The sequence below is a fragment of the Rhodoplanes tepidamans genome (assembly GCF_030813915.1).
Lineage (GTDB): Bacteria > Pseudomonadota > Alphaproteobacteria > Rhizobiales > Xanthobacteraceae > Rhodoplanes > Rhodoplanes tepidamans.
The window spans coordinates 37156-52337 of sequence record NZ_JAUSUJ010000009.1 but is presented as its reverse complement, the minus strand read 5'-3'; the positions used below and the strand labels follow the sequence as shown (position 1 = coordinate 52337).

The window sequence follows — 15182 nt, the reverse complement described above, 5'->3', positions numbered from 1 at the left end:
TCCGAAGCCTCTCCTCCGTCGTGCTCCGCGAAGGCGGAGCACCCAGTACGCCGCAGCTTTTCGAGTGAAACAGCGCAGTCCGATGGATACTGGGTCGTCCGCCTGCGCGGACGACGACGATCGAGAGGTCGTGCAGTCGAGCGGAGTGCCGGAACAAGGTCCTCACCCGCTCTCCACGAGGCTCAGACCCGAGCCCCCCGCCGCGCCGCGTCGAGCGCGGCGCCGACCAGGCGCTCGTCGGTGCCCGGCGCGCCGATCAGCGACAGGCCGACCGGCAGGCCGTCGACCGCCGCGAACGGCATCGTCACCTGCGGCGTGCCGGCCATGCCGGAGACCGCGGTGAGCGCGATGATGCCGGTGCGCAGCCCCCACATGGTGGAGCGCTTCTGCCCGGCGGGCGGCGCCGGGAACGGCGTCGTCGGCAGGGCGATCAGGCTGCCGTCGGCGAGCAGCGTGTGGACGCGCTCGCGCACCTGCTCCCGCGTCTCGCGCGCGACCGCCAGCTCCTCGGGGCTCGCCTTGATGCCGCGCAAAAAATTGTCGGCGACCTCGAAGCTGAAGCGCGGATTGGTGCCGTCGATCCACTCGCCGAACGTCGTCCAGGCCTCGCGGCCCTGCAGCATCGCCTGGTGCGACGACCAGTCGGCGAGCCCGGTCGGCGACAGGCGCACCCGCTCGATCGCGGTGCCGTCGCCGAAGGCCTTGATCAGCGCCGCCTCGACGGCCGCGGCGGTGGCCGGCTCGGCGACCGCCAGCGCGTCCTCGGCGACGAAGATGCGCGTCGGCCGCGCCGCCGCGATCGACGACTCCAGCAGCACGGCGGAGACGCGGGCGAACACCTCGGCGTCGTCGGCCATCCAGCCGACCGTGTCGAAGCTCGGGGCCTGCGGCAGCATCCCGGCGACCGGCACGCGGCCGTGGGTGGTGCGGATGCCGTAGAGGCCGCAGAACGACGACGGGACCCGCACCGAGCCGGCCGTGTCGGTGCCGATGGCGAACGGCACGGTGCCGCCGGCGACCGCCGCGGCCGAGCCGCTCGACGAGCCGCCCGGGATGCGGCCGGGCGCGCGCGGGTTGGTCGGCGTGCCGTAGAACGCGCTCTCGCCGAAGATGCCGCGCGAGATCTCGTCCGTGATGGTCTTGCCGATCATGGTGGCGCCGGCGGCGACCAGCGTCTCGATCGCCCACGCCGTCTCCTCGGCCGGCGGGTGGCTGTCGCGCCAGTCGAAATTGCCGCCGCCGGTGCGGACGCCCTTCACGTGGAAGAGGTCCTTGGCCCCGAAGGTCAGCCCGTCGAGCGGGCCGCCGGGCCGGCCGTCGAGGCGCACCGACACGTCGTGACAGAACGCGTTGTGAGGATCCGAGAACGAGGCGGCGTCGGTCATGCGGCGAATCCGGGCGCGATGGTGGGGGTCGGAACGAGCTCCTGGACGGCGCGGGCGACGCCCAGCACGGTCGCCTCGGCGAGGCGCGGCGCGGCGACCTGCAGGCCGACCGGCAGGCCGTGGCCGTCGAGGCCGGCCGGCACCGAGGCGGTGGGCACGCCGACCAGGGTGAGCACGTAGGTCGGCGCGATCCAGTCGATGTAGCTCCGCATCGGCCGGCCGCCGATATGGGTCGGATGGTTCTGCTCGACCGGGAACGGCGGCACCGGCACGCAGGGCGTCAGCAGCACGTCGAAGCGCTGGAAGAAGGCGCAGGTGCGCTCCCACAGCCGGGCCCGCGCCGCCTCGGCCTCCACCACCTGGGCGAGCGTCAGCGACTGGCCGTACTTGATGTTGCCGGCGAGGTTCTTGCCCAGCCGCTCGATCTGGTCGATGCGCGACCGGTGGGTGAGCAGCACGGCGGCGCCGCGCAGCACCGGGAAGGCCTCGCAGCCTTCGGCGAGATCCAGCACCGTCTCCTCGACGACGGCGCCCGCCTCGGCGAGCTTCTGGGCGGTGCGGCGGCACAGCGAGGCGATGCCGTCCTCGATGCCGACGCCCGAGACGTCGTCGACATAGCCGACCCTGAGGCCCTTCACCGAGAAGGACCGGACCTTGTCGACCAGGCCGTCGAGCGTCACCGGCAGCGAGACCGGCGACTGGGCGCAGGGCCCGGCGATCGCCTCCATCATCATCGCGACCTCGACGGCGGAGCGCGCCATCGGGCCGGAGACGCGCAGCGAATCCCACGGCAGCGCGGAGGGCCGCATCGGCGTCAGGCCCGGCGTCGGGCGCAGGCCGACGACGCCGCAGAACGACGCCGGCACCCGCAGCGAGCCGCCGAAGTCGGTGCCCTCGGCGAGCGGAAACAGGCCGGCGGCGAGCGCCGCGGCGCCGCCGCCGGTCGAGCCGCCGGCGGAGAGGCGCGTGTCCCAGGGATTGCGGGTGACGCCGAACACCTCGTTGAACGTGTTGGCGCCGGCCGCGAACTCCGGCGTGTTGGTCTTGGCGACCACGATGGCGCCGGCCGCCTTGAGGCGGCGGACCACCTCGGCGTCGGCGGCCGGGACGTTGGTCTCGTACAGCTTGGACCCGAAGGTGGTGCGGATGCCGGCCGTCGGGGTGACGTCCTTGATGCCGACCGGCACGCCGTGCAGCGGCCCCAGCGGCGCGCCCTGCATCACGGCGGCCTCGGCGGCGAGCGCCGCCTGGCGGGCCTGCTCGCGCGCGATGGTGCAGACGGAATTGATCGGGCCGTCGCGCCGCTCGATGCGGTCGATGACGGCCTCGACGACCTCGCGGGGCGACACCTTGCGGGAGCGGATGGCGGCGGCGAGCGCGACGGCGTCGAGCCGGGCGAGATCCTCGGCGGACGAAACGGACATGATCGTGAACAGCCTCGAGACACGGCGGCCGGGCGGCCCCCTCGGCCCTGCTTAGCAGCGCGCCCGCCAGCATGCAAAAACCGTGCTCGTCCGGGCACACTGGTCGGCGCGCTGGTCACTCCGTATGTAAACCGACTTGGACAAATCGCGCCCGCCGATCATACACTCGGGCTGTCGCCGACCGTCCAGGCCGCGCGCCGGACGGATCGGGCGCCACGATCCCCCGATGTGACGAAATCCCCGATGAAGCCTCCCACGCCAGAGTCCCAGCTCCAGCCGGTCGGTGCCGGCGCCTATGTGTGGCTCGGCGCCGACGGCGAATCCAACGCCGGCGCCATCGACACCGGCGACTCGCTGCTCGTCGTCGACACCCAGCAGAACGAAAGCCTCGCCCGCGCCTTCCGGGCCGCGCTCGCCGAGCAGCTCGGCAAGCCGGTGCGCGCCGTGGTCAACACGCACTACCACCTCGATCACGTGGCCGGGAACGGCGTGTTCGCCGGCAGCGTGCCGATCGTCGCGCACGAGCGCACCGCCGAGGCCTTCGCGGCCCTGCTCGGCGCCAATGGCGGCCAGGGCTGGACCGTGACCGACCTGCCGACAAAGTCGGCGCTGTGCTACGGCGAGACCTTCTCCGAGCTGGTCGCCGACGATCCGCCGGCGCGCGCCGAGGCCGGGCGGCGGCTGTCGGAGCCCGGCTACGAGCGCATCACCATCGTGCCGCCGACCCACACCTTCTCGGACCGCTTCGCCTTCCACCTGCCCGAGGAGGTGGTGCGGCTGTGCTATTTCGGCCCGGCGCACTGCGACGGCGACGTGGTCGTGCATCTCGAGCACGCCAGGGTCGTGTTCCTCGGCGACCTGTTCTTCCACGGCCGCTTCCCGTGGCTCGGCGACTGCGACCTCGACGGCTGGATCCGGGTGCTCGACTGCGTGCTCTCGTTCGAGATCGAGACCGTGATCCCGGGCCACGGCCCGCCCGGCACGCTGCGCGACCTCGCCCGCTTCCGCGACCTGCTCACCGCCCTGCGCGACGCGGTGGCGACGGCGATCCGGGCCGGCGCCTCGGAGGAGCAGGCGGCGCGCGACGTCCGCCTGCCCCGCTTCGAGAAGCTGCCGCGCTACGCCGAATGGATCGGGGCCGACGTCCGCAGCGCCTACCGCTACCTGCGCGGCAAGCGCCACGGGTGACCGGACGCCGGCAGCCTCCCGCCCGCCCGGTCCGTCGTGCCGGGCTCGTCCCCTCGGGCGCAAGAGACGATCGCGGGGCCAGCCTCTCGATCGTCGTCGTCCGCGCAGGCGAGGGCTTTGCATATTCCGGTCGTTCCGGGCCGGCGCGGAGCGCCGGACCCGGACTCCAGCCCAGAATGCCGAGTTCGGAGCTGGATTCCGGGTTCGCGCCGGAGCCTGCACTCGGGCGGCGCGAAGCGCCGACCCGGGTGGCGCGCCCCGGAATGACGAATTCTGCGAAGCCCTCGCCCAGGCGGACGACATGTGCTCGGGCCGACCGAAGCCGGGGCCCGGGCGCCCCAGGATGACGGGTCGATGCCCGATCCCGTCGATGTCGCCCTCTCCGCCGACAAAAAAAGCGGCGCCCGGGGGCGCCGCTTTTCGTCTGGGTGGGTCGAAGGCCCGCACCGCGATCGCCGGCCTGGCCGGCGCCCGGGTCAGTGCGCCGTGAGGGCCGAGGCCTCGTCCTCGGCGGCGGCGTCGGCCGGCGCCGGGGTCGGCGGGTGGGCCTTGTCGTCCCACTCGATCGGCTCCGGCACGCGGGTGAGCGCCCGCGCCAGCACCTCGTCCATCCGGGTCACCGGAACGATCTCGAGCTCGCTCTTCACGTTCTCGGGAATGTCGACGAGATCCTTGGCGTTCTCCTCCGGGATCAGCACCGTCTTGATGCCGCCGCGCAGCGCGGCGAGCAGCTTCTCCTTGAGGCCGCCGATCGGCAGCACCCGACCGCGCAGCGTGATCTCGCCCGTCATCGCGACGTCGCGGCGGACCGGGATGCCGGTCATCACCGAGATGATGGCCGTCACCATGGCGACGCCGGCCGACGGCCCGTCCTTCGGGGTCGCCCCCTCCGGCACGTGGACGTGGATGTCGCGCTTCTCGAACAGCGGCGGCTCGATGCCGAAGGCGATCGCCCGCGAGCGGACGTAGGACGCCGCCGCCGAGATCGACTCCTTCATCACGTCGCGCAGGTTGCCGGTCACGGTCATCTTGCCGCGGCCGGGCATCATCAGGCCCTCGATGGTGAGGAGCTCGCCGCCGGCGTCGGTCCAGGCGAGGCCGGTGACGACGCCGACCTGATCCTCCTCCTCGATCTCGCCGTGACGGTGCTTCGGCACGCCGAGATAGTCGCCGAGCGTCGCGGTGGTCACCTCGACCGACTTCTTCGGCGAGGTCATCAGCTCCTTGACGGCCTTGCGGGCGAGCGTCGACAGCTCGCGCTCCAGGTTGCGCACGCCCGCCTCGCGGGTGTAGCGCCGGATCAGGAGCAGCAGCGCGTCGTCGTCGATCGACCATTCCTTCGCGTCGAGGCCGTGCTTGGAGAGCGCGTTCGGGATCAGATGCCGACGGGCGATCTGGACCTTCTCGTCCTCCGTGTAGCCGGCGATGCGGATGATCTCCATGCGGTCCATCAGCGGCGCCGGGATGTTCAGCGTGTTCGCCGTGGTGATGAACATCACGTTGGAGAGATCGTAGTCGACCTCCAGGTAGTGGTCGTTGAAGGTGCCGTTCTGCTCGGGGTCGAGCACCTCGAGCAGCGCCGACGACGGATCGCCGCGGAAGTCCGAGCCCATCTTGTCCACCTCGTCGAGGAGGAACAGCGGGTTGGACGACTTCGCCTTGCGCATCGACTGGATGATCTTGCCGGGCATCGAGCCGATATAGGTGCGCCGGTGGCCGCGGATCTCGGCCTCGTCACGCACGCCGCCGAGCGACACGCGGACGAACTCGCGTCCCGTGGCCTTGGCGATCGACTTGCCGAGCGAGGTCTTGCCGACGCCGGGCGGGCCGACGAGGCACAGGATCGGGCCGGTCAGCTTGTTGGCGCGGCTCTGCACGGCCAGGTACTCGACGATGCGCTCCTTGACCTTGTCGAGGCCGTAGTGGTCGGTGTCGAGGACCTCCTGCGCGGCGCCGAGATCCTTGCGGACCTTGCTCTTCTTGTTCCAGGGGATCGACAGCAGCCAGTCGAGATAGTTGCGCACGACCGTCGCCTCGGCGGACATCGGCGACATCTGGCGCAGCTTCTTCAGCTCGTGCTGCGCCTTCTCCCGCGCTTCCTTCGAGAGCTTGGTCTTCTTGATCTTGTCCTCGAGCTCCTGCAGCTCGTCGCGGCCGTCCTCGTCGCCCAGCTCCTTCTGGATCGCCTTCATCTGCTCGTTGAGGTAGTACTCGCGCTGGGTCTTCTCCATCTGCCGCTTGACGCGGGTGCGGATGCGCTTTTCCACCTGCAGGACGGAGATCTCGCTCTCCATCAGGCTGAGGACCTTCTCGAGCCGCTCGGTCACCACCGTCGTCTCGAGGATCAGCTGCTTGTCGGGAATCTTGACCGCGAGGTGCGAGGCCACCGTGTCGGCGAGCTTGGCGTAGTCGTCGATCTGCTGGACGACGCCGACCACCTCGGGCGACACCTTCTTGTTCAGCTTCACGTAGCCTTCGAACTCGGTCACCACCGAGCGGGCCAGCGCCTCGGCCTCGACCTTCTCGCCGACATGGTCGACCAGGACCTCGGCCTCGGCCTCGTAGTAGTCGCTGCGGTCGGTGTAGCGGACCACATGGGCGCGCTCCGTGCCCTCGACCAGCACCTTCACGGTGCCGTCCGGGAGCTTGAGGAGCTGCAGCACGCTGGCGAGCGTCCCGACCTCGTAGATCGCGTCGGCGGCCGGATCGTCGTCGGAGGCGTTCTTCTGGGTCGCGAGCAGGATGTACGAGTCGGACCGCATCACCTCCTCGAGGGCGCGGATCGATTTCTCGCGCCCCACGAAGAGCGGCACGATCATGTGCGGGAACACCACGATGTCGCGCAGCGGCAGAACCGGATAGGCCCGGACCTCCCCGGGCTGGGGCAGCACGCGCGGCTTGGAAGGTGTGGTCATGGTCCGATCCTTGTTGTTCTGGAAACCCCTCCGCAACGACCCGGCTGGCGGCATCGCTTCGGAGTGTCGTGGACCGGGAAGGGAGCGCAGGTAATCAGGACTCGGACTGCGCGCCGCGGCGGGGACGAGACCCCTGCCCGGACATCGGCTCGAACGCCTCACTCGACTTTTCGGACGCCCGCCCGCCTTAGGTGGAGAGCCCGCAGGGGCGTGTCAAGGAACCGACACGACCCCGGGAACCACTCGCCAGCCATGCGTCCCGGCGGCGTCCCGCCGGCGCTTCCCCGCGCGCCGGCGCCCGATCTCGTCGCGGCTACGCCGCTCAGGCGCTCGCCCCGGCGTCGCCGGCGGCCCGGTCGGCGTAGATGTAGAGCGGCCGGGCGGTGCCCTCCACCACCTCGCGGGAGATCACCACCTCCTCGACGCCCTCCAGGCTCGGCAGGTCGAACATGGTGTCGAGCAGGATCGACTCCATGATCGAGCGCAGGCCGCGGGCGCCGGTCTTGCGCTCGATCGCCTTGCGGGCGATCGCGCCGAGCGCCTCCTCGGCGAGGCTGAGGTCGATGTTCTCCATCTCGAACAGCCGCTGGTACTGCTTGACCAGGGCGTTCTTCGGCTCGAGCAGGATGCGCTTGAGCGCCGCCTCGTCGAGATCCTCGAGCGTCGCCACCACGGGCAGGCGGCCGACGAACTCGGGGATCAGACCGTACTTGAGCAGATCCTCGGGCTCGACCTCGCGGAAGATCTCGCCGGTCTTGCGGTCCTCGGGCGCCATCACCTTGGCGGCGAAGCCGATCGACGTGGTCCGGCCGCGGCCCGAGATGATCTTCTCCAGGCCCGCGAAGGCGCCGCCGCAGACGAACAGGATGTTGGTCGTGTCGACCTGCAGGAACTCCTGCTGCGGATGCTTGCGACCCCCCTGCGGCGGCACCGACGCGACGGTGCCCTCCATGATCTTCAGGAGCGCCTGCTGGACGCCCTCGCCCGACACGTCGCGGGTGATCGAGGGGTTGTCCGACTTGCGGCTGATCTTGTCGATCTCGTCGATGTAGACGATGCCGCGCTGGGCCCGCTCGACATTGTAGTCGGCGGCCTGCAGCAGCTTGAGGATGATGTTCTCGACGTCCTCGCCGACATAGCCGGCCTCGGTGAGGGTCGTCGCGTCGGCCATCGTGAACGGCACGTCGAGGATGCGGGCGAGCGTCTGGGCGAGCAGCGTCTTGCCCGAGCCGGTCGGCCCGATCAGCAGGATGTTCGACTTCGCCAGCTCGACGTCGTTGTGCTTGGTCTGGTGGTTGAGCCGCTTGTAGTGGTTGTGGACGGCGACCGACAGGACCTTCTTGGCGTGGTCCTGGCCGATGACGTAGTCGTCCAGCACCTTGCGGATCTCGCGCGGGGTCGGGATGCCGTCACGCGACTTCACCAGCGAGGACTTGTTCTCCTCGCGGATGATGTCCATGCACAGCTCGACGCACTCGTCGCAGATGAAGACGGTCGGTCCTGCGATCAGCTTGCGAACTTCGTGCTGGCTCTTGCCGCAGAACGAGCAGTACAGCGTGTTCTTGGAGTCGCTTCCGCCAACCTTGCTCATTCTTCACTCTCCACAGGTCCGCCGCCGCCGCGCGCACGCGGTGACGAGCGAGTGTAACGTTGAGGACCCGTCGTGCCTGAAACCTAGCAAACTCGTCACCTTCCGCCAGAGGATCGAGGGACCGATCTGCCCGTAAACCTAACGAAGCACGCTACGGCCCGCACAATCAAGATTCCACTAACGATACGAAGCCGGGCGCCCGGGGCTTGGTTCCGCCTTCCGGCGGTATTCCATGCAAGACGTATTCCAGTTGTGCATGGCGTCACGGAACCGACCGTGAAGCCGAATCGTGGCGAAATCGAAGCGTCCGGCCGGGCCTTTCCTCCGGCCCGCGCTGCACCGCAGCGAAGCCGGTCCGTGCCGTCGTGCCGTCCCCGGCGGCGGGCGCCGCCGGGCCTCGCGAGTCGTGGCCTCCTCCGGGCCGCCGCCGGCCTCGCGCCGGCGGGCCGCGGCGGTCAGATCTTGTCGCCCTCCTCGGGGCGGCGCTCGATCACCGTGTCGATCAGCCCGAACTCCTTGGCGCCCTCGGCGGTGAAGAACTGGTCGCGCTCCAGCGCCTCCTCGATCTTCTTGATCGGCTGGCCGGTGTGCTTGACGTAGATCTCGTTCAGCCGCTTGCGGAGGTTCAGGATCTCCTGGGCGTGGATCATGATGTCGGTGGCCTGGCCCTGGAAGCCGCCGGACGGCTGGTGGACCATGATGCGGGCGTTCGGCAGGGCGAAGCGCATGTCCTTGCGGCCGGCGCAGAGCAGCAGCGAGCCCATCGACGCGGCCTGGCCGGTGCACAGGGTCGACACCGCCGGACGGATGAACTGCATCGTGTCGTAGATGGCGAGACCCGCCGTCACCACCCCGCCCGGCGAGTTGATGTACATGGCGATCTCTTTCTTGGGGTTCTCGGCCTCCAGGAAGAGCAGCTGGGCGACGATCAGGGTCGCCATCCCGTCCTCGACCACGCCGGTGACGAAGATGATGCGCTCCTTGAGGAGGCGCGAATAGATGTCGTAGGCGCGCTCGCCCCGGTTGGTCTGCTCGACCACCATGGGCACGAGGTAGTTCATGTAGGTGTCGACGGGATCGCGCATGTGCTCAACCTTGCCAGTGATTCGGGCCGGCGCCGGCCGGCGCCTCAGGCCCGCCCGAGAGACCGCGCGCCGGGTGCGACGCACAGGTCACAGATATATCCTGTTGCGCCGGCGACAAGCCACCGTCGGCGGGCTTGCTTTACGGGGCGTCGCGCCCCGGCGGCCGAGCCGCCGGCGACGCCGCCCGGCGGCCGGCGGAGGCCCGGCGCGGGACGACGGAGGCCGGACCCTGCCCGGGACCGGCCCCCACTCCGAACAGGCCCGCGCGGGCGGGCATGGCGCGCCGGCGGACGGCGTCCGCCCCCCGGCGGCCGGACGCGTCAGGCGGCAGCCGCCTCGTCGTCCTTGAACAGCTCGTCCTTCGCCACGGTGCGGTCGGTGACGGTGGCGAGCTCCAGGATGTAGTCGACGACCTTCTCCTCGAAGATCGGCGCCCGCACCGAGGCGAGCGCGCCCGGATTCTTCCGGTAGAAGTCCCACACCTGCTGCTCCTGGCCCGGGTACTGGCGGGCCCGCTCGACGATGGCGCGGGAGATCTCGTCGTCGGTGACCTTGATGCCGTTCTTCTCGCCGATCTCGGCCAGCACCAGGCCGAGGCGGACCCGCCGGTCGGCGATGTCGCGATACTCGGCCTTGGCCTTCTCCTCGTCGGTGCCCTCGTCGGCGAAGCTGCGGTTCTGCGACTTGAGGTCGGTCAGCACTGTCTCCCACACCGCCTTGAACTCCTCCTCGACGAGGCTCGGCGGCGGCTCGAACTTGTGCAGCGTGTCGAGCTTGTCGAGCAGCTGGCGCTTGAGCTTCTGGCGGCTCTGGGCGGTGAAGTCGGCCTTGATCCGCTCGCCGATCGCCTCTTCCAGCTTGGCGAGCGATTCGAGCCCGAGCTTCTTGGCGAAGTCGTCGTCGAGCGTCAGCTCGCCGGGCGCCTCGACGGACTTGGCCGTCACCTCGAACTCGGCCGCCTTGCCGGCCAGCTTCTCGGCCAGGTAGTTCTCCGGGAACGTCACCGACACGGTGCGGGTCTCGCCCGCCTTGACGCCGATCAGCTGGTCCTCGAAGCCGGGAATGAACTGGCCGGAGCCGATGGTCAGCGGGATGTCCTCGCCGGTGCCGCCCTCGAACGGCTCGCCGCCGATGCGGCCGACGAACGAGATGGTCACCCGGTCGCCGGTCTCGGCGGCGGCGCCCTCGGGCTTCGCCGTGAACGGACGGTTCTGGTCGGCGAGCCGCTTCAGCGCCTCCTGGATCTCGTCGCTGCCCACCTCGGCGACCAGGCGCTCCAGGGTGATGCCCTTGAAGTCGGCGAGATCGATCGCCGGCACGACCTCGAGCGCCACCGTGTAGGAGAGGTCGGACTTGCCCTCGACCACGCCCTCGAGCTCGGTCTTGTCCTCCGGCATCTTCACCTGCGGGTCCATGGCGAGCTTGAACCCGTTGTCGGTGACGATCTTGGCGTTGGTCTCGCGGACCAGCTCCTCGATCGCCTCGGCCATCACGGCGCGGCCGTAGAGCTTGCGCAGGTGACCGACCGGCACCTTGCCGGGGCGGAAGCCGTTCAGCCGGACCTGGTCCTTGAGGCGGACCAGCCTGTCGTTCAGCCGGGTCTCGAGATCGGCGGCCGGGACGACCACCCTGAATTCGCGCTTCAGCCCTTCGGCGGTGGTCTGGGTCACATCCATGTCGGGTCAGTCTCGTATGGTGATAATCAAGGGCGGTCGCGCGCCACGCGCGGTCGCCCGGTCGGTCCGGCGGCAGCGAGCCTCGGCGTGGTGCGGGCGGAGGGACTTGAACCCCCACGACTTTCGTCAACGGAACCTAAATCCGTCGCGTCTACCAGTTCCGCCACGCCCGCCTGGGGCCGCTCGGCCTGCCGATCCTCCGAGCGGGCGGGCTTATATCACGCTCCCCCGCCGGCGCATCACAAAAAATGGGCACCGGCTGCCCGGCGGTGCCGCAGGGCACGGTCGCGGGCCATGCGGGAGCCCGACATGGGTGCCCGATACGGGGCGCCCGGCCTGGGGCGCCCGGGATGCGGGGCCCGGCACGGGGCGCCCGGGGCTCTCCCCGCCCCCGGCCGTCGCGGCCGCCCGGCGGTCCCGGCCGGCCGGTCAGGCGGCGCCGGCGCTGCCGTTGCCGCCCATCAGGCTGCGAATCGTCTCGGCGATGGCGGAGGGCCGATAGGGCTTCTTGAGGAACACGCTGCCGGGCACCTGGGAGGCGCGCTCGACCGTGTAGCCGGTGGCGTAGATGACGGGCAGCTCGGGCTTCTGCTCGCGCACCGTGGCGGCGAGCCGCCAGCCGTCCATCTCGCCGGGCAGGCGGATGTCGGTGAACAGCACGTCGACGGTCTGGCCGCTCTCGATGATCGACAGCGCCGCCTCGGCGGTGTCGGCCTCCAGCACCGCGAACCCCTGGTCGGTCAGCTCCTGGGAGATCATGTCGAGGACGAGCGGCTCGTCCTCGACGATCAGGACGGTGACGCCGCCGATGGCTTGCTGCTGGCTCATGGACACGCCGCGGCGTTCGTCAGAAGTCCGGACGCGAAGCTGCGGGTCGCCACCGACGCCGCCGGGACCTGGGCCCGGGGCAGGTAGAGCCGGACCGTGGTGCCCTCGCCCGGGGTGCTGTCGAGCACCGCGGTGCCGTTCGACTGCACGGCGAAGCCGTAGGCCTGGCTGAGCCCGAGGCCGGAGCCCTCGCCCACCGGCTTGGTGGTGAAGAACGGCTCGAAGGCGCGGCTCGCCACCTCCTCGGCCATGCCGATGCCGGTGTCGGCGAGCCCGATCTCGATGTAGTCGCCGGCGGCGAGGCCGAGCTCGGCGATCAGGCCGTCGCCGGCGGCGACGTTGCGGGTGGTGATCACGAGGTTGCCTCCCTCCGGCATCGCGTCGCGCGCGTTGACCGCGAGATTGAGGATCGCGCTCTCCAGGGCGTCGGCGTCGACCCGGGTCGGCCACAGGTCGAAGGTGAAGTTCGAGACCACCCGGATGGTGCCGCCGAGGGTGCGGCGCAGCGTGTCGGCGAGGTGCTCGAGCACGTCGTTGACGTTCATGACGCTGGGGGCGAGCGGCTGGCGGCAGCCGAAGGCGAGCAGGCGGTGGGTCAGCACGCCGGCCCGCTCGGCGCCGAGCGCGGCGCCGCGGATCGCCCGGGCGAGCTGGCGGGAGCCGTCCTGGGGCAGCAGCCGGCGGGCGCGCTCCAGGTTGCCGATCACGGCGGTCATCAGGTTGTTGAAGTCGTGGGCGATGCCGGCGGTGAGCTGGCCGATCGCCTCCATCTTCTGGGCCTGGCGCAGCATGTCCTCGGCGCGGCGGCGCTCCTCGCGCTCGCGCTCCAGCGCCTTGAGGGCGAGATCACGCTCGCGGATCTGCAGGCGGAGCGCCTCGACGGCGCGGCGCAGCTCGTCGGAGGAGGGAAGCTTCAGGGCCTTGGGGAGGAGCGGCCAGAGGACGATGGCGGTGGCCAGCGAGGTGACGGCGGTGAGGGCTTTGACGAGACCTTCGGCGGCGAAGTGCGGGTACCAGACCGTCCAGATGTCGAGGAGATGGGAGAGACCGCAGGCGACCAGGAAGATGGCGAAGGCCCAGGCGACCCAGCCGAACATCATGTCCGGCCGTCGCGATACGAAGACGGCGAGCACGATCGGTATCGAGAGATAGGACACCGCGATGATCACGTCGGACACGACGTGGAGCGAGATCAGCTCGGGCCGCCATCCCATGCAGGCGCCGTGCGGGACCTGGTCCCCCGTCTCCAACAATGTTTGCAGAATGGCCATCCACCGCCTCCCGAAACCCAGCTACCCCCCGAACGGTCGTCGCCCCCGACGACGTCCGGACTTGCCCCGGTGGCGAGGGTCCCCAGACCTCGCACCAGGGAATCCACCGACCAATTATGGCAAGGATGAGCCAACGGTCCGTGTCGCCACCGATTTCTGCTCCGGACCGGGGTCCGTCCCGACGCTCCGGACAGGAGCGGCGGCCGGGCCGCGGGGGCGAGCGCCCCTCATCGGAGCCCTCCCGCGCGGGCGGCCCGAGGGGCCGCGAGCGGGTCGAACAGACGCGCGTAAACACTCGGCATGGCTTCGGAAAGATCCTCTGCGATCAGCCCCGGTCCGACCTCGGTCGCCGCCGCTCCGTGGAGCCATGCGGCGGCCGCGGCCGCCTCGAAGGCGCCGGCCCCCTGGGCGCACAGGCCGGCGATGATCCCCGTGAGCACATCGCCGGCTCCCGCAGTCGCGAGATGGGCCGGCGCATTGGTGTTGATCGCGGCCCGCCCGTCAAGGTCCGCGATCACCGTGTCGGCCCCCTTGCACAGCACCACGGCCGCCGCGGCGCGGGCCGCGGCCCGCGTCCGGTCGAGCTTCGACGGGGCCTCACGAACCGCGTCCAAGTGCCCGAACAGCCTGGAGAACTCCCCGTCGTGCGGAGTCAGGACCGTGGCCTGGCCGGCACGCTTGCGCAGCGCAGCGAACAAATCCTCGGGAGCGCCCGAAAAGCTGGTCAGCGCGTCGGCGTCGAGCACCACGGCGCGCGGCCCCGCGAGCGCCGCGAGCACCAGGTCGCGAGTCGCGGCCCCCACCCCGAGTCCCGGGCCGAGCGCCACGGCGTTGAATCGCGCATCGGCGAGGAGGTCGGCCAGCGCCGCGGCGCCGTCCACGGCCCGCACCATCACGGCGAGGCTCGCGGCGGCGACGACGGCCATGGCGTCCGGCGGCGACGCCAGCGTGACCAGCCCCGCCCCGGCCCGCAGCGCCGCCCGGGCCGCCAGCCGCGCCGCGCCGGTGGTCGAGGCGCCGCCCGACACCACGACGGCATGGCCGCGGCTGTACTTGTGGCCGGCGAGCCGCGGCACCGGCACGGCCTCGCGCGCGAAATCCGCGTCGACCAGGACGCAGCGCGGCCGCACCGTCGCCAGCACGGCATCCGGGATGCCGATGTCGGCGACGGTCAGCCGGCCGCGATGCAGCCGGCCCGGCAGCAGCCAGTGGCCCGGCTTGCCGCGGAAGAACGTGACGCTCTCCTCGGCCGTGACGGCGACGCCCATCACGGCGCCGGTGGTGCCGTTGATGCCGCTCGGCAGGTCGACGGCGACCACGCGGGCGCCCTGCCCGGCCGCGGCGTTCATCGCCTCGATCATCGCCCGGGGCAGGCCCTCCACGGGCCGGTCGAGGCCGGCGCCGAACAGCGCGTCGACCACGACATGGGCGCCGGCGAGAGCCTCCGGCGCGGCCGGCACGACCGGCCCGGTCCAGCGCGCCGCCGCCGCGGCGGCGTCGCCCTTCAGCCTGTCGGGGGACCCGACCAGCAGCAGCGTCACCCGGAAGCCGCGCTCGGCGAGCAGCCGCGCCGCGACGAAGCCGTCGCCGCCGTTGTTGCCGGGGCCGGCGACGACCGCCACCCGACTGCCCGGCGGATCGCGCCGCGCCACCGCGTCGGCGACGGCCCGGCCGGCGTTCTCCATCAGCACGATGCCGGGCGTGCCCGACGCGATCGTCAGGCGATCCGCCTCGCCCATCTCGACCGTGGTCAGCAGCGCGCTCGCAGCGGCAGGCATGGCGGGACCGTCACACGTCGGAGGTATCGCATCATAGCTTC

At 71.1% G+C, this 15182-nt stretch carries 10 protein-coding genes and 1 tRNA gene; 1 reads left to right on the top strand and 10 read right to left on the bottom strand.

Annotated elements, in window-relative coordinates:
• Window positions 1-182: 182 nt before the first annotated feature.
• Both J2S22_RS12400 and J2S22_RS12395 read right to left on the bottom strand, forming a co-directional pair.
• Window positions 183-1385, bottom strand: a complete 1203-nt coding sequence (locus tag J2S22_RS12400; RefSeq protein WP_272780018.1) for an amidase — start codon at window positions 1383-1385, stop codon at window positions 183-185.
• Window positions 1382-2809 (bottom strand): amidase, encoded by a 1428-nt coding sequence (locus tag J2S22_RS12395; RefSeq protein ID WP_272780019.1) that lies wholly within the window; start codon window positions 2807-2809, stop codon window positions 1382-1384. The genes J2S22_RS12400 and J2S22_RS12395 overlap by 4 nt, the downstream gene beginning before the upstream one ends.
• Window positions 2810-3052: 243 nt before the next feature.
• Here J2S22_RS12395 and J2S22_RS12390 point away from each other — a divergent pair, with 243 nt between their 5' ends.
• Complete coding sequence (locus tag J2S22_RS12390) at window positions 3053-3997, top strand: MBL fold metallo-hydrolase (RefSeq protein ID WP_272780020.1); 945 nt, start codon at window positions 3053-3055, stop codon at window positions 3995-3997.
• Between the two features lie 476 nt (window positions 3998-4473).
• On the opposite strand, the gene lon is transcribed toward J2S22_RS12390, so the two are convergent.
• The 8 genes from lon to J2S22_RS12350 all read right to left on the bottom strand — a co-directional run bounded on the left by lon (window position 4474) and on the right by J2S22_RS12350 (window position 15141).
• A complete protein-coding gene (lon, locus tag J2S22_RS12385) occupies window positions 4474-6912 on the bottom strand; it encodes an endopeptidase La (RefSeq protein WP_272780021.1) in 2439 nt (812 codons plus the stop codon).
• A 322-nt stretch (window positions 6913-7234) separates the two neighbouring features.
• Entirely contained in the window at window positions 7235-8503 is a 1269-nt protein-coding gene (gene clpX, locus J2S22_RS12380) for an ATP-dependent Clp protease ATP-binding subunit ClpX (protein WP_272780022.1), read from the bottom strand.
• 455 nt (window positions 8504-8958) lie between these two features.
• A complete protein-coding gene (clpP, locus tag J2S22_RS12375) occupies window positions 8959-9588 on the bottom strand; it encodes an ATP-dependent Clp endopeptidase proteolytic subunit ClpP (protein ID WP_272780023.1) in 630 nt (209 codons plus the stop codon).
• Window positions 9589-9908: 320 nt separating this feature from the next.
• Window positions 9909-11264 carry a trigger factor gene (gene tig, locus J2S22_RS12370; RefSeq protein ID WP_272780024.1) on the bottom strand — a complete coding sequence of 452 codons (1356 nt, stop codon included), beginning with the start codon at window positions 11262-11264 and terminating at the stop codon, window positions 9909-9911.
• Between the two features lie 88 nt (window positions 11265-11352).
• Window positions 11353-11437 (bottom strand) — tRNA-Leu (locus tag J2S22_RS12365).
• 256 nt (window positions 11438-11693) lie between these two features.
• Entirely contained in the window at window positions 11694-12092 is a 399-nt protein-coding gene (locus J2S22_RS12360; protein WP_272780025.1) for a response regulator, read from the bottom strand.
• Window positions 12089-13363, bottom strand: a complete 1275-nt coding sequence (locus tag J2S22_RS12355) for an ATP-binding protein (protein WP_272780026.1) — start codon at window positions 13361-13363, stop codon at window positions 12089-12091. The genes J2S22_RS12360 and J2S22_RS12355 overlap by 4 nt, the downstream gene beginning before the upstream one ends.
• A gap of 227 nt (window positions 13364-13590) precedes the next feature.
• Window positions 13591-15141: an NAD(P)H-hydrate dehydratase gene (locus J2S22_RS12350; protein WP_272780027.1), complete on the bottom strand. Its 1551-nt coding sequence runs from the start codon at window positions 15139-15141 to the stop codon at window positions 13591-13593.
• Window positions 15142-15182: the final 41 nt, after the last annotated feature.